The organism is Gordonia sp. IITR100 (genome assembly GCF_002009645.1).
Classification (GTDB): Bacteria; Actinomycetota; Actinomycetes; order Mycobacteriales; family Mycobacteriaceae; genus Gordonia; species Gordonia hongkongensis.
The window spans coordinates 33876-60219 of sequence record NZ_MVKV01000023.1 but is presented as its reverse complement, the minus strand read 5'-3'; the positions used below and the strand labels follow the sequence as shown (position 1 = coordinate 60219).

General features: G+C 66.6%; 20 protein-coding genes, 1 tRNA gene and 2 pseudogenes. 12 read left to right on the top strand and 11 right to left on the bottom strand.

Features of this window, described 5'->3' with window-relative positions; translation table 11 throughout:
• Nucleotides 1–99: 99 nt before the first annotated feature.
• Entirely contained in the window at nucleotides 100–408 is a 309-nt protein-coding gene (locus B1818_RS22030) for a hypothetical protein (RefSeq protein WP_139363080.1), read from the bottom strand.
• 112 nt (nucleotides 409–520) lie between these two features.
• Here B1818_RS22030 and B1818_RS22025 point away from each other — a divergent pair, with 112 nt between their 5' ends.
• The 7 genes from B1818_RS22025 to B1818_RS21995 all read left to right on the top strand — a co-directional run bounded on the left by B1818_RS22025 (nucleotide 521) and on the right by B1818_RS21995 (nucleotide 8179).
• Nucleotides 521–766 carry a helix-turn-helix domain-containing protein gene (locus B1818_RS22025; RefSeq protein ID WP_078114022.1) on the top strand — a complete coding sequence of 82 codons (246 nt, stop codon included), beginning with the start codon at nucleotides 521–523 and terminating at the stop codon, nucleotides 764–766.
• A gap of 320 nt (nucleotides 767–1086) precedes the next feature.
• The gene (locus tag B1818_RS24055; protein ID WP_139363079.1) at nucleotides 1087–1365 is read left to right on the top strand and encodes a hypothetical protein; all 279 of its coding nucleotides are present in this window, start codon (nucleotides 1087–1089) and stop codon (nucleotides 1363–1365) included.
• Complete coding sequence (locus tag B1818_RS22020; protein WP_139363078.1) at nucleotides 1362–2072, top strand: hypothetical protein; 711 nt, start codon at nucleotides 1362–1364, stop codon at nucleotides 2070–2072. Before B1818_RS24055 ends, B1818_RS22020 begins: the two co-directional genes overlap by 4 nt.
• A gap of 656 nt (nucleotides 2073–2728) precedes the next feature.
• Entirely contained in the window at nucleotides 2729–4942 is a 2214-nt protein-coding gene (locus tag B1818_RS22010; RefSeq protein ID WP_139363077.1) for an AAA family ATPase, read from the top strand.
• Between the two features lie 190 nt (nucleotides 4943–5132).
• Nucleotides 5133–5897, top strand: coding sequence for a hypothetical protein (locus tag B1818_RS22005; protein ID WP_078114018.1), 765 nt, complete (start codon nucleotides 5133–5135; stop codon nucleotides 5895–5897).
• 207 nt (nucleotides 5898–6104) lie between these two features.
• Entirely contained in the window at nucleotides 6105–6734 is a 630-nt protein-coding gene (locus B1818_RS22000) for a recombinase family protein (RefSeq protein WP_078114017.1), read from the top strand.
• A gap of 2 nt (nucleotides 6735–6736) precedes the next feature.
• Nucleotides 6737–8179, top strand: coding sequence for a tyrosine-type recombinase/integrase (locus B1818_RS21995; protein ID WP_078114016.1), 1443 nt, complete (start codon nucleotides 6737–6739; stop codon nucleotides 8177–8179).
• Here the strand turns inward: B1818_RS21995 and B1818_RS21990 are convergent.
• From B1818_RS21990 to B1818_RS21980, 3 genes are all read right to left on the bottom strand, one after another.
• Nucleotides 8176–8694, bottom strand: a complete 519-nt coding sequence (locus B1818_RS21990; protein WP_078114015.1) for a hypothetical protein — start codon at nucleotides 8692–8694, stop codon at nucleotides 8176–8178. The genes B1818_RS21995 and B1818_RS21990 overlap by 4 nt on opposite strands.
• A gap of 350 nt (nucleotides 8695–9044) precedes the next feature.
• Complete coding sequence (locus B1818_RS21985; RefSeq protein WP_176455975.1) at nucleotides 9045–10169, bottom strand: SIR2 family protein; 1125 nt, start codon at nucleotides 10167–10169, stop codon at nucleotides 9045–9047.
• Nucleotides 10170–10358: 189 nt separating this feature from the next.
• Nucleotides 10359–10432: transfer RNA gene (locus B1818_RS21980), tRNA-Gly, on the bottom strand.
• Nucleotides 10433–10684: 252 nt separating this feature from the next.
• Between B1818_RS21980 and B1818_RS21975 the strand changes: the two genes are divergently transcribed.
• The 4 genes from B1818_RS21975 (at nucleotide 10685) to B1818_RS21960 (ending at nucleotide 15978) form a co-directional block, all read left to right on the top strand.
• Nucleotides 10685–12181: an HNH endonuclease signature motif containing protein gene (locus tag B1818_RS21975; RefSeq protein WP_078114013.1), complete on the top strand. Its 1497-nt coding sequence runs from the start codon at nucleotides 10685–10687 to the stop codon at nucleotides 12179–12181.
• 21 nt (nucleotides 12182–12202) lie between these two features.
• Nucleotides 12203–12775: a dCTP deaminase gene (dcd, locus tag B1818_RS21970; protein WP_058249633.1), complete on the top strand. Its 573-nt coding sequence runs from the start codon at nucleotides 12203–12205 to the stop codon at nucleotides 12773–12775.
• 132 nt (nucleotides 12776–12907) lie between these two features.
• Nucleotides 12908–14344: a UDP-glucose/GDP-mannose dehydrogenase family protein gene (locus B1818_RS21965; RefSeq protein WP_065631630.1), complete on the top strand. Its 1437-nt coding sequence runs from the start codon at nucleotides 12908–12910 to the stop codon at nucleotides 14342–14344.
• A gap of 95 nt (nucleotides 14345–14439) precedes the next feature.
• On the top strand, nucleotides 14440–15978 hold the full coding sequence (locus B1818_RS21960; protein WP_078114012.1) for a hypothetical protein: 1539 nt from the start codon (nucleotides 14440–14442) through the stop codon (nucleotides 15976–15978).
• Between the two features lie 34 nt (nucleotides 15979–16012).
• On the opposite strand, the gene B1818_RS21955 is transcribed toward B1818_RS21960, so the two are convergent.
• On the bottom strand, nucleotides 16013–16603 hold the full coding sequence (locus tag B1818_RS21955) for a TetR/AcrR family transcriptional regulator (protein WP_058249636.1): 591 nt from the start codon (nucleotides 16601–16603) through the stop codon (nucleotides 16013–16015).
• Nucleotides 16604–16718: 115 nt separating this feature from the next.
• Here B1818_RS21955 and B1818_RS21950 point away from each other — a divergent pair, with 115 nt between their 5' ends.
• Nucleotides 16719–18359: an MFS transporter gene (locus B1818_RS21950; protein WP_078114011.1), complete on the top strand. Its 1641-nt coding sequence runs from the start codon at nucleotides 16719–16721 to the stop codon at nucleotides 18357–18359.
• Here the strand turns inward: B1818_RS21950 and B1818_RS21945 are convergent.
• From B1818_RS21945 to B1818_RS24590, 6 genes and pseudogenes are all read right to left on the bottom strand, one after another.
• On the bottom strand, nucleotides 18321–19445 hold the full coding sequence (locus B1818_RS21945) for a PDR/VanB family oxidoreductase (protein ID WP_078114010.1): 1125 nt from the start codon (nucleotides 19443–19445) through the stop codon (nucleotides 18321–18323). The two genes, B1818_RS21950 and B1818_RS21945, sit on opposite strands and share 39 nt — an antisense overlap.
• 22 nt (nucleotides 19446–19467) lie before the next feature.
• Nucleotides 19468–20370: a metal-dependent hydrolase gene (locus B1818_RS21940; RefSeq protein ID WP_058249928.1), complete on the bottom strand. Its 903-nt coding sequence runs from the start codon at nucleotides 20368–20370 to the stop codon at nucleotides 19468–19470.
• 5 nt (nucleotides 20371–20375) lie between these two features.
• The gene (locus B1818_RS21935) at nucleotides 20376–22157 is read right to left on the bottom strand and encodes an SDR family oxidoreductase (protein WP_078114009.1); all 1782 of its coding nucleotides are present in this window, start codon (nucleotides 22155–22157) and stop codon (nucleotides 20376–20378) included.
• 141 nt (nucleotides 22158–22298) lie between these two features.
• Nucleotides 22299–23552, bottom strand: a complete 1254-nt coding sequence (locus B1818_RS21930; RefSeq protein WP_004022424.1) for a pyridoxal phosphate-dependent aminotransferase — start codon at nucleotides 23550–23552, stop codon at nucleotides 22299–22301.
• Nucleotides 23553–23631: 79 nt separating this feature from the next.
• Nucleotides 23632–24780: pseudogene (locus B1818_RS24595) on the bottom strand (arginine deiminase); the annotation flags it as partial.
• Nucleotides 24696–26122: pseudogene (locus B1818_RS24590) on the bottom strand (basic amino acid/polyamine antiporter). The pseudogenes B1818_RS24590 and B1818_RS24595, both read right to left, overlap by 85 nt.
• Nucleotides 26123–26344 lie beyond the last annotated feature (222 nt).

The following is a 26344-nucleotide window of genomic DNA, read 5'->3' as shown; positions in this document are numbered from 1 at the left end:
CGGGCGACCGAGCGAGGTTGGCACTGCCGTAGTCTCTGCCTCGCTCACGCCGATCCCCCGAGGGCCTGTTCCGGTTCACCTCGGGGGATCGGTTTGTCTCTAGCCGCGTACCGGTGGAAGAGGCTTGACGATCTTGCACTGCCAGCACTCGAACACGGTGTCGGTCTTGGCGATGTTCTGTTTCGCTCCGCAACGGGAGCACTGCACGGCGAGCATGCCCTTCGGTGTCGCGAGTCCCTGCCGGAGTAGCAGGGCCGTCGCGAGCAAGCCGAGCGGTCCGAAGAAGAACCCCGCGAAGAACCACAGTCCGCTGCGATCTCTGCCTAGCGCCATGCCCGCCGTGAGGACTCCGCAGATGAGCCCCACAATGACCGCCACCCCGATCATCCCAACTGCTTCGTTACTCACTGCTGCCCTCCCTGCCGAACGGATTGTCTGTCGCGAGCTATTCAACCTCACCAGCGGATACGACGATTCAGCTCTGGACGATTCAGCGCTAGGCGTTTCAGCTAGACCGGCCATGCCTGCCGAGTACAAACCGTCGCGCAACCCGACGCTTGAAGCGTTCGGGGCACGGGTGCGTGCGCGCCGCGATGAGCTCGGACTCTCGCAGGAGGCGGCAGCCGAGCGGATCGGCGTGCACTGGACCTATCTGGGACAGATCGAGCGCGGGCAGCGCAGCGCGCGAGTGGAGAACGTCGTCAAGATTGCGGCTGGTCTAGGCACGACGCCGGGGCGGTTGCTCGACGGCATCGCAGACGAGTAGCAAACTCCGTGCGGGTTCGGCTTGTTCCACCCCTTCCCTGTATTACCCACCCCCAGAGTCGATCTCGCGTCGCTAGTGGTGCACTGGTAACGGGTTACTAGTGTATGGTTGTGGGTGCCGCAAAGCCGGTACCTACAACTGCAGATTGTCGTAGAAGGCCACATTGTGACGAGGCTCAGCCTGTCAGCGCAACGGACCCGAGCGACGCGCTAAACCACAGAGACTGGCGTGCGTCGAACACACCAACCCCACGAGGGGTGTGTTCGCGGACGCCATTTTCAGTTCTCGACCCGCCCCTCTCCGAACGAGAGGAGTACGCCATGAGCAACGCCGCGCGCACCACGCCAACGCAGCATCGACCGACCCGAGTGGGTCCGGTCAACCGTGAGGCGCTGCCGAGTCATCCCACCCGAAAAGGCCGTGAGGGAGCCCTACGGTTCTTTGAGGAGATCGGCGTGACGGGCATAACACCTACCCGGTTGCGCACAGCCACGGAAGATGGCTCGCTGCGTCGTTTTCGGGTCGCTGGTCACAACTGGTACGCCGACCGCGACCTGTGGGATTGGTTGATGTCGCTCGCGAGCGGCGGTGCGGCGTGAGCGCACCGGTGCCGAAGTGGATAAGCGAGGCATTCCCTGCCTTTACGAACGATCGGTCTTCGAACCCTCTGGCTGATCAGATCCTTGCGTCGATGTTGTCGGAAGGGTGTCTCTCGCCGCTGGCGGGGCGCATCCCCGAGATTGTCGATGGTCTGATGCGTGCCTTAGCCGAGCCGTTGGTGTTCGAATGGGATCAGTGGCCGTTCCCCTACGAGCTGAGCAACATGGGCCGTCGGGTGTTGCCGGAGAAACGTGGCGGCTATACCAGCGATGACTTGATCGACCGTGAGTCGCGTAAGGCTAGGTGTGCCGGGGCCAAGGCAGTCAAGCGCCTCACGCGTAAGCGGTCCGAATACGACCAGACAGCCGAGCGGCTTCGCCTCGGCGGCAGTCCCGTTGGCGTCGTCGTGCTACACAGCAGGAATTGGCCCACGAACGCTTTCGTCGTCCCTCCGACCTGGACGCCGCGACGAGTGGTGCGGGTGGTGGGTTATAGCTGTCGCCACTGCTACTGGTGCGGAAGAACCGACGCAATCGACGACTACCTGATGGTGACCTGCGGCGCGTTCACTCGGGTGTTCCCAAGTTGCGCTGGCTGTCGTCACCGCTTCGATCTTGCGGTTGATCACGGTCCTGGGCTGGACTGGCACGTCGCCAGCGATCGTTGGTGGGTAGAGACCGGTTGCTGCGATGACCGGTACATCTAATGTGCGCGCCAGGTTCTGCGATCGTTGCGAAAGGCGCAACGGACGGCGAGGTTCCTGCCGACCTGCTGCTGGGATACGCCGTGCGGTGGTGTTGGCGCTGGGGGCGGCGAGTAGTCATTGACGATCGCGGCCGAACGTGGTCGGACGTGGAAGTGACTCCGCCGGAGTGCTTTCGGGTGGTGCAGGCGGTGTACCGCTGCGTGCGGTACCCGGCGGTGCGCCCCATGTCCGAGACCTCTGACGTGGCTGTGGAGCCGATGGATCGGGATGACCGGCAACCTGGCCCCGCGCGTACTGCGTTAACGCGCGTGGCGAGGCTGGCGGGTGTCGAACAGGGCGAGGGGGCGCTCCCGGCTCGACCGTGGAACGCCCCCAACCACGCGGAGAGCTGACGCCCTTCTGAGTCAGTAACACTGACGCACCTCAGCATACCTGTTGTAGTGCAACAGGTTTAGCGACCAATAGAGAACGCCGACCCGGAACGTGGTGCGGGCCGGGTCGGCGTCTCACTCAACAAGAAGTACCCCTCGAAAGGCCCTTCAGTGACCAATAGTACCCGCCCCCGGCAGCTGCAGGAATCGCGAAAATCAAAGCAGCGGAACGCGACCCGAAGAGCTGCGCGTGCATGGCGTGCACTCGGTGCGTCTCCCATCCCAGTGAAGGCCGACGGCAGTAAAGCGCCCGCTGTGGGTTCGTGGAAGGAATATCAGGACACACCGGCTAGTGACGAGCAGATCGGCGAATGGTTCCGCTCGCAGCGTCGTGGCCTCGGAATTGTGACGGGTGTTGGCGGCATTGAGCTGCTGGAGTTTGAGGACGACGTCAGCTTCACGCGGTGGTGCCGAGACATGGTCCGTGCGGGGCTTGCCGACGAACTGCGTGCCACCTGCGGCGGCTATCTCGCCCGCACGCCTGGAAGGGGCTACCACCTCATCTATCGCACGGACCAGCCGCAAGGGAACCTTAAGCTCGCCAGAACTGAACCGGGCAAGGGTATTTCGCGCTACATGGAATGGACCGGCGAAAACGACTTCGTGGTCAAGACGTCCGAGGTGTTGATCGAGACCCGAGGCGTGGGCGGGTTCGTAGTGGTTGCGGGAGGGGCTGCGGCGGTTCATCCCGCTGGGCGACCGTACCGACGCATTCGACTGCCGGAGAGTTTTTTGGTTGAACGTATGCAAGTGACGGTGGTCGAAGATGACGGTACCGACGACACGTATGTATCGACGCGGCGCGACCTGTCGCCGGCTCCCGACCACCTCCACTTCGTCTCTGTGGAGGTGCGCGACGAGATGTTTGCGCTCGCGCGACAGCAGGACCGCCGTACCCTGACGGCCAAGAGCGAACGTCGCGTAGAGCTTGGCGGTTCGGTCGGGCAGGGGATGCTCGGTGTGCGCCCTGGCGATGCGTGGGCCGCGGTGACCACCTGGGACGAGATTCTTGAACCGCACGGTTGGCGACGTGACCACAGCACGGACCAGAGCGACCGGTGGACGCGACCCGGTAAGGCGTCGGGGACCAGCGCCACCACGAACTACGCCGGAAGCGGCCTGCTGTATGTGTTCTCGTCGTCCACGGAGTTCGAGACTGGCGACGACGAGACATACACCAAGTTCGGTGCGTACGCGGTCTTGAACCACGACGGCGATCACGAAGCTGCCGCTCGGCACCTGGTGGCGAGGGGTTTTGCAGACCCCATGCGCGCCGAGGCCGATGCACGTGAGCAACTCGTGGTGCAGAGGGCCATCGAACGCGAGATTTACCTGGACGCCGATGAGATGGCGCGCCGCAACCGCGCCTCTCGCGACATGCGCATCCCCATCACGCGGACGATGATCGAGGCCCTTGAATCGCCGCTACCCGACCCTGCGCAGTTAATTGAGGGCTTGGTCATCGGCGAAGGCGTGACGCTGTTGAGCGCGCAGAACAAGACCGGCAAGTCCACCGTTGGGCTGAACGTCGTGCGGGCGGTGCTACACGGCGAGCGCTTGTTTGGTGCCTACCCGACCCACCTACCCGACGACGGAGGCGTAGGAATCTGGAATGCCGAGGTGTCGGCCAGTACCTACGAACGTTGGCTACGCGAGCACGGAATTGACCCGGAACCCGCGAAGCGGCTCGCGATGCTGCACATGACCGGGTACACCGTCGACGTTCTTGCTCCGGCCTGGCACGAGCTCGCCGTGCGATGGCTCCGCGAGCACAACGTCAAGCTGTGGGTTCTTGACCCGCTGTCGAAAATCTTCCGTGGTGACGAGAACTCCGCAACCGAGGTCAACGCGTGGTGGATGGGCATCCGCGCGATCATGGCAGAAGCCGACGTACCTGCGGCGTTCGTCATCCACCACGCGGGGCACACCGACGACGACCGGCGAGCCAGAGCGCGCGGGTCCAGCGCGATTGAAGGCGACCCCGAAGTGGTGCTGTCGTACCGGCATGGCGGCAAGCCGGGAAACTTCCCGCCCGACAACAAGCGATACCTCAGCGGAGTCGGTCGTATAGACGGCATCCCGTCGGTCACGCTCGACTACGACCCGTCAACCCGTCGACTGTTCGTGGACGGTGACAGTCAAGGGTTCGCCGCCGACCGCCAAGTCCACGAGGACGAGGCAATCGCGTCGGCTGCATGGGCGCTACTTGACGGTGCCGAAGCCCACCACGACGACAGCGGGTTGTGGATCTCCAAGCAGCAGATTAAAGACGCCGACACCGGGCTTGGTGACCGAAAGGCGCTTGCGGCGATTGAGCGGTGCGTGGCACGTGGCTACCTGGCTGTGGAGCAGACCCCGAACGGCAAACCCGACAAGGTTCGGCGAGGTCCATGTACACGACTGGGACGCGTCGAGGTGTCGGTCGAGTCGGAGGAATGACCTGATGCGGCGGCACCAACAGGACCCATGCCCACCCATGCCGGACCTATGCCGCATGGGTGCTGCCACCCACCCATGCCGCCCCCCGTAGGGGGCGGCGGGGTGGTGGTGCCGGGGCCAGCACGGGCAGGTAGCCAGGCCCAGCATGGGCATGGGTTTGGCCAACACAAACAGAACGATGGAGAAAGAAATGAACGAGAACGATTCACACACTGAGGTTTCGGTGGAGTCAACGAACGCCACCGAGAGCGAGCGAGTGGAGAGCGAGCCGATCGTCGCGACGAGAGGGTTCGACGCCAACCGGAAACCCAAGGAAGTGGTGTGGGGCGACGGACGCCGACCCAACCCCGACCGAGTGTGCACCGCAAGGAAGACCAACGGCCAGCCGTGTACGCGCATCGCTATTGCGGGCGGCAACGTCTGCCCCGCGCACGGCGGTCTCGCGCCACACATCCAGGCCAAAGCGAGAGCTCGTCTTCAGTCCGCCGCCGATCGGATGGCCAAGGAACTGCTCGGCATCGCTACCGACGACGACGCCCCCGCAGCGGTGAAGCTCGCGGCCATCCGCGATGCGCTGGACCGTGCGGGCCTCAGCGCCAAGACGGCGATAGAGGTGGACGTAACCCCCAAGGGGTTCGAGCAGGTGTTAGACGTGGTGCTTGCGGGAGGCTCTCGCGCTGAGAGTCGTTCGCGACGAGGCGAACCCGACGACGCCGAGCACGACTGGATCAACGACGAACTCGGGGTGATTGACGTTGACGTCGTGGCCGACGACGACATCCCACCGGCACGCCCCACTACGCCCCGGCCACAGGTTGCTCCGTCGCCGGCCGAAACCACACGCCCCGGCTCCACCGGTTCGGGCCTCCTCCCGTTCGAGGAGGCATTGGAGCGGTTGCACACCACCGCGCCGCCACCACAGGCCCCAGCCCCGCGCCGCAATGGGTGCTCCTAGGTACCTGGAGTACGCACACGCAGCCAAACACCACGCGGTGTGCCCACGGGCACCCTGCGCCGTGCGTCAACGGGTCGCGGGGCTTCAAATATCAAGCGAGACAACGCTAGTCGAGTAGTGACCTGCATCACTGTGCCGTACTATGGGGTGCAGGGGGCGCGGTCAGGGCCGCACCCCTCGGACCACCTAGCAAGGGGGACAGGACAAGTGAGAGTCATCGGGTATGTGCGAGTCAGCACGAGGGACCAGGAGGACAGTGGCCTCGGCCTAGAGGCACAGCGCGAGAGCCTGGAGCAGTGGTGCGCCGCGCACGATCACGAACTGCTCACCGTCACGACCGACGTAGTCAGCGGAGCCAAGAGCGACGCGATGTTCGGGCGTCAGGTCGCCGTGGCCGCTGTGGAATCGGGCGTGGCTCAGGGTCTGCTGGTGCGTGCGCTGGATCGCGTCACCCGCGACCAGTTGGATGCGGCTCAAATCATGAAGCGCGCGAACGACTATGGATGGCGACTGCTGGACACCGAAGGTGCCGACAGCGGCGACCCGAGCCAGCGACTCGTCGCGGACGTGCGTCTGGCCGTTGCAGCCGAGGAGCGCCGCAAGATCGGCACCCGCACCCGCGAAGCCCTAGACGCCAAACGCCGTAAGGGCGAACCGGGACTAATCCCAACCAGCACGCAGCGGCGCATCCAGGTGCTGGCGCATCAGGGCCTTGGAGCTAAGGCCATAGCCACCCGGCTCACAACTGAGGGCGTGCCGACGGCCACAGGTGGCGACACCTGGAGCTACAGCACCGTGCGGCGCGTGCTCGCCCGACTCTCACAGGAGGTGGCCTGAACATGGCCTGGATCAAGACGTACGAGACCAAGGACCGCAAACGCGGCAAGGCCGTGAAGACCTACCGGGTGATCTGGAAGGAGACGCGGCGAGACGAGCGGGGACTGCCCATCCCGGCGAGCGAGGCCAACCCCACCGGACGCAAGCGCAGCACCAACCGACAGCGCACGTTCGGGGATCGCGAAGCGGCCGAACAGTTCCGCGACGAGCTGAACGCAGCCAAGCATCAACCGGGCGGGGTGGTCGTTCCGAGGGACCAGCTGTTCGCGCACGCAGCCGACGCGTGGCTCGCCAGCCGCACCGACTTGAAGCCACGAACGCGGGGCGAGTACGAGAACCTGCTCAGCCCGAAGAAGCGCGCCCGAAAGGACGCCAACGGCAACAGCACCGCGCACCTGTCCATCATCGCTACGTTCGGCGGTAAGGCGGTCGGCAGCATCACGCGCCAGCAGATCGCCGAGTGGGTGCAGGCCCTAACCGACGCCGGGAAGAAGCCGAGCACCGTGCGGCACGCGTACTTCGTCGTGAAGATGGTGTTGGAGCAGGCGGTGGTGGACGGCCTGCTGCGCGACAACCCCGCCGACCACGTGAAGCTGCCGAGCGAGCGCACCGCCGACAGTGGGACGCCTGGCGTGGTGGACGACCCCGACATGTTCCTCACGGCAGACCAGGTGTCGGCGCTCGTGGCGGCTACGCCCTGGCCGTACAACGTGCTGGTGCATGCGGCCGCATGGAGTGGACTACGCGCTGCCGAACTGGGCGGGTTGCAGGTAGGCGATGTGGAGCTGCCTACGCGGCAGGTCAACCCCAACGCGAGGCCCAAACCCGGGACGCTGCGAGTGGACCGCACGCTCAGCCCGCGCCCGACGGGCGGGTACGACACCCCCAAGACGCGGGGGAGCCGGCGACGAGTACCCCTGACGCCCGCGACCGTGGAGGTGTTGCGCGACTACCTGGCCCTGCACCCCCGCGCTGACGAACCCACCGCGCCGTTGTTCCCGGCGTTCCGACTGACCCCACCGAAGCAGACAGGGGTACGCGCCGCCGACGAACCCGAGACCGCGCAGGCCAAGGCCGCCCGCCAGGCAGACGCCCTGGCTGCGCTCACCGTGGAGGACGCCGAGCAGCGCCTAGACCTGGACTGGAGCAACCCGGTGCGGCACCAGAACTTCTACAAGGCGGTCTTCCGTCCAGCGGTTCTCCGCGTGGGCACGGTGCCGATCGGCCTGAAGTTCCACGCGCTGCGGCACACCTACGCCAGCCTGTGCGTGGCGGCGGGCATCCCTCCGTTGGAGATCGCCCGATTCATGGGGCACGCCAAGGTCACCACCACGCTCAGCGTGTACGCGCACCTCTTCGAGGACGACCACACCGACGCCATGTACGCCCTGGCCGCGATGGGGGCGCAGACGACCGGCGACAACGTGGTGCGGCTGCGCGGTTAGTCGCGTGGTGGTCCGCCCAGTGTCCAGGCGACCACGTGCGACAACTGAACTCGCATGAATCCGACATCGTGTCGCGTTGGTCCGTGGAAGATCACTGCGTCCTGAAGATGGATGAAACTGGTCAGTTGCTCCTGGTTGATGATCGCCGCGTCATCGCTCTCATCATCGTTCTCGCGAGCTTCGCGCATACGTTCAGCGGGGAACTCGAAGTTGGTGCGGGTCATGCTCTCCGCCACTTTGCGGAGGCCCTCATCCTCGATGTCCTGGGTGCCCTCTCGTTGGAGTTCCGCGAGAGCGAAGAAGAAGTCCTCGGCCGCGATCACTGTCCCGGCGATCGTTCCGGCCGCAGTGAACAGGGTGATTCCAAATCCCGCGCGAGCCCGGTTGGCGAGGGCCGCGAAGCCTTGAAGATGGATGTCGGGCGCGGCGAACCAATCCGCAGTGAGCTGTAGGTCGGTGTATAGGGGCTGCTTGCCGTACAGCGGTTCTTCGGGAGTGCTGTCATTGTCGCTCATGCGGTGATCATGTCAGAGCGGTCCGACACTACGCAGTAACCGCAATATCCCGGGTTCTACGAAGGGGCGCGGTGACCGTCCCAGCGCCAGTGTCCGCATCCAGGCTGGCAGTAGCCTCGGACGTGGGAGACGGTGCGACCAGGTGACAGCCCTGGGCTATGCAACCCGTTCGGCGTGGCAGTTGGCGCCGACGCCCGAGGTTGCCTAGACTAGTAGCCAGTGCATCCCGATGTGGCCGGTGAAACATTACGGCTTCAGTACCAGCATCGGGAAAGGCTCCCACGGGGCCTGTGCTCTAGTCGAACGGTCCCGGCCTCGCTGAAATCAGCTTGAGGCCGGGACCTACCGATTTACGGGGTTGCGAAGGCATCCCAATCGGTCGATTTTGTAAGCTCGAATGCGCCGTCCCTGTTGATGATGAGGCCGTTTGCCGCTGCGGAGCCCCGAGGCCACTCGAAAGCATCTTCAACTGTTTGCAGTTTCAGATCGCTGCCAAAGCTCGACACCAGAATGGCGGGTTTATGGTCTCGCTCTTTCCAGCAACGAGCTAGAAGGTCATTGACACAGTCATCTCGGAAGGAATATCCGACGATCAGCCAATGATCAGCGTTGATCAGATCGATTTCGGCGACGTCATAGGCAACGCTGAAAGGCGGGCGAAGAATGTGCTGGGCCTTGTCGTGCTGATTGGCCAAGACCACAAGTGGTTCGCCGTTGAAGGTATCTTCATCTCGGTACGCTTGCCAGATAGGGTTGTAGCGGACCGTATCGACGTTAAGTTTGACGGCCTGATCGTCGAATCGCCAGAAGGTTAGTGATCCGTGTAGATGGAGCAGACGTAGCCTGCGCTCATCGAGCGACATGAACTGTTCGGGCGAGGTACGAAGCACCCAGGTCGGGTACTTCTGGGTGCCGCCGCTGAAAGAGACTTTCAGCGCGTTTCGTCGTCCATCTGCCATGTCGTTAAGAATCCGCGGATACTTCTCGGTCACGGTCATGATCGCAGAGAGCATCAAAGTGTCGTAGTTGAGATTCGCAATTGTGACATGCTTGTCAAAGCGACTGAGGACGGTATCAAGAAGGTTTATGAGGGGCTCTCGTCGGCCCCAATCGGAGTACGTCCGTTCCATTATTATTTCAAGGGTATGTCCGATACCGCGTCGTTGAACTTCACTTACGAAGCTGCGGACCTTCAAGATCGCGTTTGCCATATCGGCATCGCCGTTCTTAGTTAGATCAGCGAAGGTAGCCAGATCGTCCAAAATGTCGCTCTGGCCACCGAATGCGCCGATCAGTATCTCGAAATCGCTAGCCGGATCGCCGGTAAGCTGGTGCTTTGCGACACTCTGCATGGCCTGAGCAACAGCGTCGCTGCCGGGGTACTGCGAGGTGAAGCGATCGATCATTTCTTCGCTGATGCTCCCCAGGGCAAGTTGATCGCTGAAAGCCACGCTGAGGCCATTGCCTACAAGCATGGCCAGATTGTGGCCGCCGGACATCTGTGGATGACCCACTTTCTCGCGTAACAGTGCTTGCGGCGATTCTACGGCGAGTGTGGGCTCGGGAGGCGAAGCTCGACACGCACGGGGTGGCATGGGGGTTGCATGCGGCCCCGAGGGGCTTCGTGCAAGACCCGCGAAATGCTGGTCTAACTGCGGTGATGGTGGAGCCGATGACGGGAATCGAACCCGCGTATTCAGCTTGGGAAGCTGATGTTCTGCCATTGAACTACATCGGCGTGCGAGTGCTGGACTCGCGAACGACAGCCTAGCAAACCCGTGGCCGGGCCGGTCGCCGGCACGCGCAGATGTCGCGGATCGTGGCGTCAGACGCAACGAGGTGCTACATCTGGGCGGGGCGGGGCTTGTTGGTGTGATCCGATTCGGTTGCGACGCAAGACCAACTCGCCGGAAGGGGTTGCGCATCGGACGACCGGCCGGTAGTCTCGAACGTAGTTTCGAGTAAAGCCATGATGACGGGGGATGAAATCATGGCTTCTACCGGGCCATCTGCACCACCACTTCTTCTCGACCAGTACAAGCGCCTGCATGCACTTATGGACGAGATCGCCGAGACGCAGTCCACGGATTGCTCCGACACCGACCTACTACAGGTCGCGATCGAGCACGAGCGTGCCGAACGACGGATGCTGTCGCTGTTCACCGATCACATCGTCGACATCGACGAGCGGTCGGCGTACCGGAAGATGGGGTGCCAGACCGTCTCCAACTTCCTGTGCCACGCGCTGAACCGGCGCGGCGAGGCGACCCGCCTGATGAACCGGGTCTGGGCCTTGGGCAGGTTCCCGGACATGCAGGGGGTGCCGCTCGAACCGCGCTTTCCCGAGACCGCCAAAGGTGTTGCCGACGGCGAGATCTCGGGACGCCACGTCGACGTCGTCATCGAGGTGATGCGCAAGATCCCCGCCGACGTGGACCCTGCCGACCGGGAAGCCGCCGAGGCAACGCTCGCGCACTACGCACGCGAGTACGACCCGTCGTCACTCCGTGACCTCGGCGCCCGCATCCTGGCCCACCTCGACCCCGACGGAACCATCACCGACGATCGCGACCGCGCCCGCAACCGTGGCCTCAAACTCGGGCCGCAAGACGCCCAACTGATGTCCCGGCTGACCGCAACGCTCGACCCCGTGACGCGCGCCATGTTCGACGTCGTCCTGTCGGTGTGGGCCGCTCCCGGGATGAACAATCCCGCCGATCCCGAGTCGCCCACCGGGAACCCCGCCGCCGCGGACCCCGACGCGCTGGCCGCCGCTGCCGGACGCGACGAGCGCTCAGCCGAGAAGCGGAACCACGACGCGTTGCGCGCCATGCTGCGCTTCGTGCTCGACGCCGGCGCGCTCGGGGGTTCGCACCACGGGCTGCCGCCACACCTTGTCGTGTCCATCACCGAATCGGCGCTACGCGACGCGGCCGGCGACCCGGCGCGGACCGCGACGGGGACCCTCCTACCCGTCAAGGACGCCGTCGACCTCGCCGCGGACGCGCAGCATCATCTCGCGGTGTTCCGGGACCACTCCAGCGAGGTGCTCTACCTCGGGCGGTCCAGGCGATTGGCCTCGCGCGCACAACGAATCGCGGCGGTCGCCCGCGACGGCGGCTGCACCTTCCCGGGATGCACGCGGCCGTCGTTCGACTGCGAGATCCACCATGTCGTCGAGTGGGACGCCCACCACGGCTCCACCGACCTCGACACCCTCGCGACCGCCTGCCCACCACACAACCGAGTGGTCGGCACCGGGGTGGATCAGTGGGCCACCACCATCGCCACCGATGGGGTCGACGCGGGCCGCGCCGTCTGGCACCCGCCCCGGTCGCACCCGTCGTCGACGCCGCGGATCAACCACGCCCATCGCACCGACGCCATCTTCGACCGGATGCGCGCTGATGTCCGGCGGCGGCGCAGTACAGCGGCACCGGAGAGCGGAGGGTCGGCGCCAACCGACACCGGCGCAGATCCTCCCTGACCATTCGATAACCTCGACACCGTGCTGCTCTCCGACCGCGACATCCGCGCCGAGATCGCTGACGGGCGCCTCGCCATCGATCCGTTCGATCCCGCCCTCGTCCAGCCCTCCAGCGTCGACGTCCGGCTCGACGGCCTGTTCCGGGTGTTCAACAACACCCGCTACACCCACATCGACCCCGCACAACGCCAAGACGAACTCACCTCGCTGGTCGAACCCGCCGACGGCGAGCCCTTTGTGCTGCACCCGGGCGAGTTCGTGCTGGGGTCCACCCTCGAGGTGTGCTCACTGCCCGACGACCTCGCCGGCCGACTCGAGGGCAAGTCGTCACTCGGTCGACTCGGCCTCCTCACGCATTCGACGGCGGGCTTCATCGACCCCGGTTTCTCCGGCCACATCACCCTCGAGTTGTCGAACGTCGCGAACCTGCCGATCACCCTCTGGCCCGGCATGAAGATCGGGCAGCTGTGCCTCATCCGCCTCAGCAGCCCGGCCGAGGAGCCGTACGGCAGCGCGTCGGTCGGATCGAAATACCAGGGACAACGCGGCCCCACCCCGTCGAAGGCGTACCTGAACTTCCAGAAGCACGACTGAGGGGTTTCGACTCTGCTCAACCGGCGGGTGGACGGACCGGGTGGGCGCGGCTCCGGAAGTTCACCCAGCCGATGACAACCCGCCACGACGAGGATGGTTACCGGTGGTTCCGCCTGGGTAACCGTTGCCCTCATGAAGCTCACGGTGATCGGATGCGGCTACCTCGGTGCCACTCACGCGGCCTGCATGGCCGAACTCGGGCACGACGTCGTCGGCATCGACGTCGATCCGTACAAGATCGAACGCCTCCAGGCCGGCGAGGTCCCGTTCTTCGAGCCGGGGCTCGCCGACATTCTGCGCCGCAACATCGACGCCGGACGACTCCGCTTCACGACCGACCACCTCGCGGCCGCCGACCACGCCTCGGTGCACTTCCTCGGCGTCGGGACCCCGCAGGAACCCCGCGGGCACCGGGCCGACCTCTCGCATGTGTACTCGGCGATCGACGCGCTCGTGCCGACGCTGCGGGGCGCCCACCTCATCATCGGCAAGTCGACCGTACCGGTCGGCACCTGCGCCGAACTCGCACAACGGATCTCGGTACTGTCGCACGCCGGGGCGGATGTCGAACTGTCGTGGAGTCCGGAGTTCCTGCGCGAGGGATTCGCCGTCGAAGACACGCTCCGGCCGGATCGGCTCGTCCTCGGTACCGGTTCGCTCGACCCGAGCGGCCTCAACACGGCCGCCGACGACCCCGACGCCGGGTCGTCGGCCGGGGAGGTCACCCGCGAGATCTACCGCGAGATCCTCGAGACCGGCGTGCCGTTGATCGAGACCGACTGGGCCACCGCCGAACTCGTGAAGGTCTCGGCGAACGCCTTTCTGGCCACCAAGATCTCGTTCATCAACGCGATCAGCGAACTGTGCGAGATCGCCGGCGCCGACATCAACACCCTCGCCGACGCGATCGGGCACGACCCGCGGATCGGACGCCGATTCCTCAACGCCGGTCTCGGTTTCGGCGGCGGTTGCCTGCCCAAGGACATCCGCGCCCTGACCGCGCGCGCCGACGACATGGGCGCCCCGCGGGCCGTCGGCTTCCTGCGGGAGGTCGACGCCATCAACATGCGTCGCCGGGGTGCGGCGGTGGAACTGGTCTTCGAGGCGCTCGGCGGCGAGGTCCTCGGGCGCAACGTCGCCGTCCTGGGCGCCGCCTTCAAACCGGAGAGCGACGACGTCCGTGACTCACCCGCGCTGACGGTGGCCAGCAGGCTGGCGCTCGAAGGGGCGTCGGTGACCGTCTTCGACCCGAAGGCGATGGACAACTCACGACGCGTCCACCCGAGCCTCGGCTACGCCACCTCGGCGCGCGACGCGTGCGACCGGGCCGACGTCGTCGTCATCGCCACCGAGTGGGCCGAGTTCGTGCACATGGCGCCCGAAGAACTCGAGGGCGTCGTCCGCGCCAAGCGCATCGTCGACGGTCGGCGCTGCCTCGACCCGCAGATGTGGCGCGACGCGGGTTGGGACTACCGCGCCCTGGGCGGCCCCGCTCCCACCCGCCCGGCGCCGCGAAACCACCCGTCCGAGCAGGTGAACGGATATGCGCCGGGGGCCACCGTCCGCTGAGTCGTGCTAGGTTGAGCTCGCGACTGTCCAGGAGGCACCTTCTCGCCGGTGGGGGACATGAGGCGAGGTGCACGTGAGGTGCAGGAATCAACCAGATGACCGACACGGTGGCCGATCCGGCCGTGACACCGACGTCTGCGCAGGCAGAGGTCACGGTCAGTGCTGCCGTCGTCGACGCCGTGCGCGCCGAACTCGCTGAGCGGGGGATCGCGCAGAACGCCGAGGTCGTGCTGTTCGATCTCGATCCGCGGGCGGGCGTCTCGGTGGGACGCCTGGACCCGACTCGAGGGACCGTCGCGGACTCCTACTCCGATTCCGGTCTCACCCTCGCCGTCCTGGATGAGGTGATTGCCGACCATCTCGTTCGGGTCGGGCGGGTGGCGGCACCGACCTCGCGCGAATGGCACGAGGAGGTCCTCGACCTCGTCACCCGCGGCCGCGAGCGGCTCCGCGAGTCCGACGGCACCTTCCTGATGGGCCGCGACCACATCCGGCTGTTCCGCATGGCGCGCCGCGACGTCGCCGAAGCCGGAGCCCCGCTGACCGCACGCGCCGAAGACCTCGCTCGCGCGGCGGTGTCCGGAGCCTCCGCCCCCGCGGTCGTGGTCGCCGATCGCGTGAGCGCATGGCCCGGCCTCCGGGACGCGATTGCGCGAGCCGTACCCGTGCCGGTCGTCGACGTCGATCCGTCGGGAAGCATCACTCGGCCCCCGGCGCACGGCGGACACGCGGCGGAACCGGAGGTACCGCACGCGATCGCAGTGTCCGGCGATGTGATCGAACCAGACGTGGGGGTGGCGACCCCGCCCGCCGAACAGGATGCGGTCCCGACCCGGTCGGATGACGGTTTCTCGGCTCCCGCCGAGATGGCTCCGCGTGGCGACGACCATACGCACGACACGCACGACACCCCCATCTTCGAGTCCGTCACTCAGTCGCCACCGGTGGTGGCCACGGCGTTCGGGGCGCTCGCCCCGTATGTTGCGGCCCCGGAAGTCCCTCGCGCCCAGCCGCTTCGGGACGACCAGCAGTTCGAGGAGCGCTCTCCAGCCGGTCACGATCTGCGCACGCCGACGAATCCGGTTGCCGAGCCGCCGCCGTCGGCCGAGTCTGCGCCACGGTGGACGTCGGCGCATACGCCCACGCCGCCCGTCCGGTCCGGCGATGGGGACGTGAACGTCGATCCGATGGCCGGGTATTCGGCGGACACAGGGTCGGCCATCGGGGCTCCACCGCACTCCGACGTGTCAGTAGCAGGGCCGCATTCGGCCGGCGCGAGCCGACGGCGGCGCGGAGGCAAGCGCGTTCTCGCCGCGGTGGCGCTGCTGTGCGCGGTGGCCGTGGTCGCGGTGGCCACGGCGTTGGCCGTCGGACACGATGAGGCGTCGCCGACCGTCGCCGCGCCGCTTCCCCAACGCACCACCGCCACTCCGGAACCCGAGTTCGCCGATCCCGCAATCTATGCCGAGGCCCGGCAACCGGCGCGCCGGTACACGACTCCTCCTCCGCCGGAGACGACGACGCCCTCCGCGGAGGAGCCTGCGCCCCGGCCTCGTCCCCGGTCGCGGACTCCGCGTCCGCCAGGCGGCGTGACGATCCCGCTTCCCGGTCTGCCGCCGATCGTCCTGCCCTGATGCACGAACCCGATGACCGTCCCCGAGCCGGGTCTCAGTCGCCGGGCCGGGGCGCCAGTGCGCGCGCCACGAAGTCGAGGACGTTCTCGTAGTTCGCCGATGCATCGACGTCGGGGTGATAGGCATGGGCGAGTTCGAGACTCACGGCGCCGTGAACGGCGGACCAGGTCTGCATGGCTTGTTCGACGGGGTCGGCGGACAAGATGACCCCGGCCACCTGGCCGTACCGGATGGTGTCGACGAGGACCTCGAATGCGTTTGCGGCCACGTCGATCTCGGGCGTGCACTGCGCTGAGAACATCAGCCCGTAGAGCACCGGATTGGCGAGTGCGAACTTCCGGTACGCCACACCGGCGTTGCGCAGACGAGTCGCCGGATCGTCATCCCTCGTCGCAATCGCCCGTCCGAATTCGGCGTAACCGTCGGTGACCAGGGCGTCCAGCAGGCCGTCCCGGCCGTCGAAGTGGTTGTAGACGCCCATCGGGGCGACCTTCGCCTCACCGGCCACGGCCCGAACCGTCAGACCGGCCGTGCCATCGCGCTCGAGGATCGTGCGACCTGCCCGGAGCAGCGCGGATCGGACGTCGGCGCCTGCTGTACGCGTGCGCGGCTTCGCGGGAGACATGTTGACAACCTACTGGAACGGTGTTCTTCTTGAATAGAACGGTGTTCTACAACTCTGGAACGTTGTTCTAACGAATCGCCGAAACCGCTTGCGCCACCCGACCAGGAGAAGATCGATGCCAGCCGAACGCACGCATGCTCGCTGGTGGGCGCTGGGCGCCCTCAGCTTCGCCGAACTACTCGTGATGATCGACAACACGATCGTCAACGTGGCCCTCCCGACGCTCGCCCGCGACCTCGGCGCCGGGATCTCGGGCCTGCAATGGATCGTCGACGCCTACACGCTCGTCTTCGCCGGCCTGCTGTTGACCGGCGGCTACCTCGGTGACCGGTTCGGGCACCGTCGGGTGCTCCTCACCGGCATCGGAGGTTTCATGCTGGTGTCGGTGCTGGCGGCGTCATCACAGAACCTCGGGCAGCTCATCGCCGGTCGCGCGGGGCTCGGAATCTTCGCGGCGCTGGTCTTCCCCGCCACGCTCGCGATCATCACGACCATCTTCGTCGATGCCAAGGAACGCGCGATGGCTGTCGGGATCTGGGCGGCGGTCTCCGGGGTGGCGGTGGCCATCGGACCGGTTCTCGGAGGCTGGCTCCTCGAACACTTCTCGTGGACATCGGTGTTCTGGGTCAACGTCCCGTTCGGAGTGGTGGCCCTCGCGATGATCCTGGCGGTCGTACCCGGCACGCGACCGGTGTCGGTGCCCCGGTTCGACGCGCTCGGGGTCGTGCTCTCGATCGCCGGCCTGGGCCTGCTCACCTTCACCCTGATCGAGGCTCCCCACGTCGGTTGGGCCACGGTGCGCACGGTGCTGGGTGTCGTTGTCGCGGTGGCCGTGCTGACGGTGTTCGTGGTCACGCAGCTGCGGATCGCGCACCCCATCCTCGACGTCCGGCTCTTCGCCAACCGGCGCTTCGCGACCGCGGCCGGGATGATCAGCGTGGCGTTCTTCGCGCTCTTCGGCTTCATCTTCCTGATCACCCAGTTCTTCCAGGCGGTGAAGGGATACGGGCCGCTGGCCGCGGGTGTCCGTACCCTTCCGTTCGCGATCGTGATGGCGGCGCTGTCGCCGGTCGCGATGGCACTGTCGCATCGTTTCGGGCCGAGGGTCGTCTCGGTGATCGGGGCCTTCCTGATGTCAAGCGGATTCGCACTCGTCGAGCTCTCCGCGCGGGACTCCGGGTATTGGGAACTCATCATCTGGGCGATGTCGCTGATGGCGGCGGGTCTCGCCTTCATCTCCGGTCCGTGCACCCAGCTCATCATGGACGCGCTGCGTCCGGAACAGGCCGGCGCGGGCAGTGCGGTCAACGACACGACACGCGAGATCGGCGGGACGCTCGGTGTCGCGGTCCTCGGGTCGATCCTGACATCGGCGTATGTCGCCGGGGTCGGGGACCGGCTGTCGGGCAGCGGGTTGCCGGCCGAGGCGGTCGACGCGGCGAAGCAATCGGTGATGGCCGGGGTCGGGGTGGCCGACCAGGCGCCGGGCGCGATCGGTGATGCGGTCCGGATCGCGGTGCAGGACGCCTTCATGGTCGGGTTGCACGACGCGGTCTGGGCCGCGGTCGCCGTCACGGCGGTCGCGGGCGTCGCGGCGGCATTCTTGTTGCGGGGGAGCGGGAACCCTTCGTGGCTCGTCGCTAACGCTCCTCGCACCTCAGGGAGCGGAGGGGTTGTCGCCAGCGCTCCTCACACCTCAGCTCAAGGGGCGGAAGCCTCAGAGGTCGAGGGTGAGGTTCCCGCCGGGACTGCGTGAGACGCAGGTCAGCATGGTCCCGGCCTCGCGCTCGGGTTCGGTCAGGATGTTGTCGCGGTGGTCGACCTCGCCGGACAGCGTCCTGACCTTGCAGGTGCCGCAGAATCCCTGCCGGCACGAGTACGGCACCGACGGCACCACCCGGCGGATCGCGGCGAGCGCCGATTCGTCTGCGGCGACCGGGATCTCCTGACCGGTCGAAGCCAGCGTCACCGTGAACTCGGAGCCGTTCTCCACCGGTGGCGGGCTGAACCGCTCGTAGTGCAGCTCGATGTCGGCGCGTGTCGCGAGATGACGGCGAAGCCCCTCCAGCATGGGAACCGGGCCGCAACAGTAGACGGCGAGGTCGGCGGGGGCGTCGACGGGACCGACCAGATCGGCCATGCTCGGCAGTCCGTGGACGTCGTCGGTCCGGATGGTGACGCGGTCGCCGAACGCGGCCACCTCGTTGAGGAACGGGATCGACTCGGCGGTGCGGCCGGTGTAGATCATCGACCAGTCCAGCCCGAAGCGCTCGGCCGTGGCGAGCATCGGCAGGATCGGGGTGATGCCGATTCCGGCCGCGACGAAGCGGATTCGGCGCGCAGGTGATCCGTGGCCGGGGACCGCGAATGGAAAGGCGTTGCGGGGACCCTTGATCGAGAAGACGTCGCCGATACGCAACGAGTCGTGGACCTCGACCGAACCGCCACCGCCGTCGGGAATCCGGCGCACCGCGATCCGGTAGTGCTCGCGATCTGCGGTGTCGCCGCACAGCGAGTACTCCCGCATGCGTCCCGACGGCAACAGCAGATCGATGTGCGCCCCGGCGTGCCAGTTCGGCAGCGCACCACCGTCCGCGGCGGCGAGGGTGAGCGCGATGACGTTCTCGTCGCGCGCGACCACCTCGCGTCCGACGATCCGGACCCGGGTGGTCCCGTCGCGCACCGCACCTCGGCGCAGCGGTGACAGCGGCCGCCAGACCGGCCACCACGCCCGGAACATCATGGTGCCGACGGTGAGCAGCGGGTCGTGCCGCCATCGGCCGTGCAGGTGGGGCGGTGGTTGCGTGAGCGTTGTCGAATGCGGATGCGCGCGTTGGTTCATGACCCTGCTCTCCCGTCCGCACTCACGCCGCGTTGCGCGCGGCCGGCGAGCTCGCGAGATACGCGACCGCCTGTGCGGTGCTGCCGATGTCCTCCGGCCGGAACCCGGGCCGGAAGTAGCTGAAGGTGGCGAAGACGATCGTCCGCATCTTCGGGAGCACGCCGGCCCGCACCCCACGGTGGTAATGCCAGGTCTTCTGGAAGTAGTTGTACGACAACGACCTGTCCTGGCCCATGATGAATCGGTAACCCCGCTGGATGAGGATCAACAGGATCGGCAGCACCACGAACATCGCCCGGCCGCGACGCAGATATCCGTCGCCGAAGTACGCGGCGACATCGTGTGCGACGGCCCGGTGCTCCACCTCCTCGGCGCCATGCCACATGAACAGGTCGGTCATCGTGGGGTGCGCCCCGACCCGGGTCCAGGTGTTGTTCAACGCGAAGTCGCCGAGGATGGCGGTGTAGTGCTCCAAAGCCGCGATGAGCCAGAGGCGTTCGACGAGGTGTTTGTCGCGGGCCGCCTGGGTGCCACCCTCCAGCGGGCCGAGCACCTTGCGGAAGATCCACTCCATCTGGAGCTGGTAGGGCCGCGGGTCGATGCCGTGGTGATCGAGGAACTCCCACAGGACGTGATCGTGGGCCTCGGCGTGCATCGCCTCCTGGCCGATGAATCCTCGCATGCGAGAGGCGAGTTCCTCGTCGTCGACCAGCGGCAGGGCCTCGTTGTAGGTCTGCACGAACCACCGCTCGCCCTCCGGGAGCAGGAGATTGAGCACGCTGATGAAGTTCGACGCGACCGGGTGGCCGGGTATCCAATGGAGCGGGACATCGTCCCAGTCGAATGCCACGTTGCGGGCGTGCAGTTCGACGGGGCCGGGATCGGCCGAAGCGTCGTCGTGTGCGTGATCCTCGGTGTGCGTCATGTGGTTCACCCCGTGACGTTCTGACGGGCGCCGATGCGCGACAGCCACGGCGCGAAGCGGTAGATCCGGTATCCCACCTTCGCCTCCACGGTCACCGGCACCACCGCCTTGTTGTGCTCGATGGCCGCGACGATCTCACTTGCGACCCGGTCCGGCGTGAACCCCCGGCGCTGGTAGAACCGGTCGAGCCGATCGCGGCGTGCTTGTTCGGTCTCGGCGTCGAGGCCGGCGATCGGCGTCGAGGAGACGATGTTGGTGTCGACGAGTCCGGGACAGATCGCGCTGACGCCGATGCGGTGTTCGGCGAGCTCGGCGCGGAGCGACTCGGAGAAAAGGAGTACCCCCGCTTTCGACGCCGAGTACAGGCCGAGGCTGCGTGACGGCGTGAACGCCGCGGCCGACGCGATGTTGACGATGTGCCCGCCGACCCCGCGCTCGACCATCTGCCGGCCGAACTCCCGGCTGCCGGTGACGACGCCGCGCAGGTTGACGTCGAGGAGCCGGTCGACCTGCTCGTCGGTGGCCGCCAACACCCCACCGGCCAAACCGATTCCGGCGTTGTTGACCACGATGTCGGGGATGCCGTGGGCCTCTCGGACGCGAGCGGCGAAGGTGGCGAACTCGGCGGTGTCCGAGACGTCGAGGAGGTAGGCGTGCGCGGCCGACCCCGCGGCCTTGCAGGCGCGGGCGGTCTCGTCGGCGGACGCGAGGTCGAGGTCGGCCAGGACGAGCTCGCACCCGCGTTCGGCCAGTGCCAGGGCCGTCTCGCGTCCGATGCCGCTGCCCGCACCGGTGATCACGACGAGTTTGCCCGCCAGGGGTTTCGGTTCGGTGAAAAGCCGGGCCCGCTCGATGACCGGGGCCGGGGCCCCACTGTTGGTCTGCACCGCAAGGAAATCCAGGACGAGATCGGTCAGATAGTCGGGGTGGGTGTAGGGCAGCCAATGTCCGGTCGGGGTGTCGCGGCGCCAGAGTTTCGCGACGTACGTCGGCGTGATGTCGTAGATGGCCGGCCGCAGCGCGATGTCGCGTTCGTTGACCACCTGGAGCACCGGCACCGTGGTGGTCCGCGGATCGGGCCGCAGGAGTTTGGCGCGGATGTTCGCGCGGTACAGGGCGAGGCCGCTCACCATGTCGCGGCGCAACGAGTCGGCGACGTCGACGTTCTCCGGTGGCGTGCCCTCGACCGCGCGCAGGAACTGTTTCCACACCGCCGGATTGCCCATCGCGCGCAACAACACGTTGGGGAGCACCGGAAGCTGGAACAGCCCTGTGTAGGCCGACGACATCGACTGCGCGAGCACATTGCGCAGGTGTCGAGGGGTGGGGCTGGCGACCTGATCGCGGACGAACTGACCGAGGTGGTCGAGGTTGGGGCCGGACACCGAGACGAACGAGGCGATGCGGGCGTTGGCGCGCGGGCGGCTGACGGCCTCCCATGTCTGCACCGATCCCCAGTCGTGTGCCACCACGTGTACGGCGTCGTCGGGACTCACCGACTCCGCGACCGCGTACAGGTCGTCGGCGAGCTCGTCGAGGCGATAGGCGGCGACCCGCCGGGGGCGGTCGCTCTCGCCGAAGCCGCGGCAGTCATAGGCGACCACGTGATACTGCTCCGCCAGCCGCGGCGCGATGTGGGTCCACAGGTGGTGGGTGTCCGGCCAGCCGTGCACCAGCAGCACCGTCGGTTTCGACGGATCGCCCAGCTCGTAGGTGGCCAGCCGGATCCCGTTGTTGCTGACGGTCCCCGGACGCCACTCGGGTCGTCGAATCGCCTGTTGAGCCATCTGTCACCTCGTTGTGTGTGCCCCGCCGATGGAGGTACACGTTACCAACGGTTACACAAATGTCCAGACCCCGGAAGAGCAGTGAGGGCCCGGTCGGATGACCGGGCCCTCACCTGGGACTACTCGCGGGAGTCCGCGGGATCACTGCCGATACGACGACAGGAAGTTGCCGATACGCTCGACGGCTTCGGTCAGATCCCGGGACCACGGCAGGGTGACGATGCGGAAGTGGTTGTGGTCGTCGAGGTTGAACCCTGTCCCCTGGACGACGAGGATCTTCTCCTGCAGCAACAGGTCCTGGACGAACAGTTCGTCGTTGTGGATCTCGTAGATCTCGGGATCGAGGCGGGGGAAGGCGTACAGCGCGCCCTTGGGCTTGACGCAGCTGACCCCGGGGATCTCGTTCAGCTTCTCCCAGGTCACGTTCCGCTGCTCGTACAACCGGCCGCCAGGGGAGACCAGGGCCTCGATGGACTGGTAACCGCCGAGGGCCACCTGGATCGCGTGCTGGCCCGGCACGTTGGCACACAGGCGCGTCGACGCCAGGATGCCCATGCCCTCGATGAAGCCGCGCGCGTGGTCCTTCGGTCCGGTCATCACGACCCACCCGGCTCGGTAACCGCAGACGCGGTACGCCTTCGACAGGCCGTTGAAGGTGAGGCACAACAGATCCGGCGCCAGCGAGGCCACGTTCACGTGCTCGGCGTCGTCGTAGATGATCTTGTCGTAGATCTCGTCGGCGAGGATCAGGAGCGAATGCTCGCGGGCGAGTTCGACGAGTTGCTCGAGGACCTCGCGGGAGTAGACCGCGCCGGTCGGGTTGTTCGGGTTGATGATGACGATCGCCTTGGTGCGGTCGGTGATCTTCGCGGCGATGTCGGCGACGTCGGGGTTCCACCCGTTCTCCTCGTCGCAGCGGTAGTGCACGGGCTGCCCGCCGGACAGCGAGGTCATCGCGGTCCACAGCGGGTAGTCGGGCGCCGGGATCAAGACCTCGTCGCCGTCGTTCAGCAGCGCCTGCATCGTCATCGTGATGAGCTCGGAGACGCCGTTGCCCAGGATGACGTCGTCGACGTCGAAGTACGGGAAGTCGGGGATGAGCTCGTAGCGGGTCACCACGGCACGACGCGCGGAGAGCACACCAGCGGACTCGGAGTAGCCCTGCGCGTAGGGGAGGGCGTGGATCATGTCGCGCATGATCACGTCGGGGGCCTCGAAACCGAACAGCGCCGGGTTGCCGATGTTCAGCTTGAGGATTCGATGGCCCTCCGCCTCGAGCCGCTGCGCGTGCGCGTGGACGGGACCGCGGATCTCGTAGCACACGTTCTGCAGCTTGAGCGACTGCTCGAGCGGCTTGAGGTTCTGGTTGAGGTGCGAAACATGGGGCCTACTCACGGGTACATTGTCGCAGCCGGTGGCAAATGCGTTTCTGGCGCGTGCCGGGGTGCCTGTTTCCCGGCACGCTGGTCGTCGGCTAGTAGTCGACCGCGTCCCTGATGAGCGGACACGTCATGCAGTGCCCGCCGCCCCGGCCGCGCCCGAGTTCGGCCCCGACGATGGTGATGACCTCGACGCCGGCCTTGCGCAGCAGGGTGTTGGTGGTCGTGTTCCGGTCGTAGGTGATCACCACCCCGGGCTCGAGGGCGACGGCGTTGTTGCCGCTGTCCCACTGCTGTCGCTCGGACTGGTACACGTCGCCGCCGGTCTCGATCACGCGTAGCGAGTCCAGGTCGAGCGAGCGTGCGACGGTGTCCACGAACGAGCCGGTCCCGTGGTCGATGACGTCGACGCCCGGTGCCGCGTCCGACGGCAGCAGCGAGAAGGTGTGCACCGCGTCGATGATCCGGGGGTAGAGCGTGACGATGTCGCGGTCGGCGAAGGTGAACACCGTGTCGAGGTGCATGGCCGCCCGCAACTTCGGCATGCCCGCGACCACCACCCGATCGGCTGCGCCCTTCTCGAACAGGGTCTTGGCGACCTGGGTGATCGCCTGACGCGAGGTCCGCTCGCTCATGCCCATCAGGACGACGCCGTTGCCGACCGGCATGATGTCCCCGCCCTCGAAGGTGGCACGGCCCCAGTTCTGTTCGGGATCGCCCCACCAGACCGTGGAGTCGACGAAATCGGGGTGATACAGGTAGATCGCCTTGTAGATCAGGGTCTCCTCGCGCCGCGCCGGCCAGTACAGCGGGTTGAGCGTGACCCCGCCGTACAACCAGCAGGTGGTGTCGCGGGTGTAGAGGGTGTTCGGCAGCGGCGGGAGAAGATACTCACGTGCGCCGACCTGCTCGCTGGCGAGCTTGAGATAGCCGGAACGGAAATCGTCGGGCAGATCATCGGTGGCCAGCCCGCCGATCAGGACCTCGGCGAGTGCTCGCGGAGTGAGCGACTCGAGGTAGCTCCGCGTGCTGTCGACGAGGCCCAGGCCGACGCGGTTGGCGACGATCGTCCGGTCCAGCAGCCAGTCACGAGCTCCCGGTAGCTCGAGCGTCGCCGCCAGGACGGCGTGGAGTTCGAGCACCTCGACGCCCCGCTGGGTCATCTTGTTGACGAAGTCGGCGTGGTCGCGCTGGGCGTTCTCGACCCACATGACGTCGTCGAAGAGCAGGTCGTCGCTGTTGGTCCGGTCGCCAGCGCGCCGATTCCGAGCACGGCGCCGACGACGAGGATTCCGCAGAGCGCGGCCTCGGCCGGTCGGAAGATCCGCGCACCGTTCTCGCGGCGCGCCATCACGTACAGGATGGCCCCGGGCGCATAGATGATGCAGGACAGGATCAGGAACTCCGGACCGGCCGCGAAGACGAGGAACACCGTGTACACGGTCGCGAGGACGGCGATCGCGAGCGCGCGACGTGCCTGCGTCCCGGACCCTCGTTCGGGGAACGCCACCTTCACCGCGAAGGCCGCCGCGAGGAAATAGGGGATGAGCGACAGGCTCGTGCACAGGTCGAGGAGGAAGTCGAGCGAGTCCTCGGCGAACAGCACGACGATGATCAGCGTCTGAACCATCAACGAGGTCAGTGCGAGTGCCGCGATGGGGGCGCCGGCGCCGTTCTGTCGGGACAGGAAGCGCGGCATGTCCTTGTCCTGGGCCGGGATGAACAACACCTCGGCGGCCATCAGGGTCCACGCGAGGTAGGCGCCGAGGACCGAGATGACGACCCCGAAACTGATGAACGCCGTCCCCCAGCTGCCCACGATCTCGGCCAGCAGCGGAGCCATGGACGGTTGCCGGAGCGCCGCGATCTCGGCCTGCGGGAGTATCCCGTAGGAGAGCAGGGTGACCGAGGCGAACACGCACAGCACGCTGACGAAGCCGAGGATGGTCGCACGGCCGACGTCCTCGCGTCGTCGCGCGTAGCGGGAGTACACGCTCGCGCCCTCGATCCCCAGGAACACGAACACGGTGATGATCATCGTGTTGCGTACCTGGTCGAAGATGGCTCCCGCGGTGACGTCCTCGGTGCCCCAGAAGTTGTCCGTGAAGACGCCGACCTCGATGGCGACGGCCGCGACCGCGATAACACCAGGATCGGCACGATCTTGGCGACGGTGACGATCCGGTTGATCGCGGCGGCATCCTTGACGCCGCGGGCGATCAGGGCGGCGAAGACCCAGATCCCGACGGTCGAGAGCAGTGCGGCGATCACGGTGTCACCCTCACCGAGCGCGGGCCAGGCCTTGCCGATGGTGCTCATGATGAACACCCAGTAGAAGGCGTTGCCCGCACAGGCGCTCGCCCAGTATCCGAACGCCGAGTTGAAGCCGACGTAATCCCCGAAACCGGCCTTGGCATAGGCGAATACGCCCGAGTCGAGCTCTGGTCGGCGAATCGCCAACCGCTGGAAGACGAGTGCCAGGGTCAGCATCCCGACGCCGGCGATGGTCCAGGCGATGATGGCCGCGAAAACGCCTGCGGACGAGCCGAATCGGGCAGGCAGGGAGAACACCCCGGCACCGATCATCGAGCCGACCACCATCGCGGTCAGGGTCGGCACACTCATGCCGGGTGACTGTTTGACCGCGTTGTCCTCGACTGCCGAGTTCGCCTCCCGCCGGTCGGATTCAGTGAACTGTTGCCTTGGCTCACGATGTCACAGTCGACGGCTCCCGGCAGGATGTCGAGACACGACATGTCGATCGGGTGGTCGCGTCCGGACGGCCCGCCCGATGCAGAACGGGCCCCG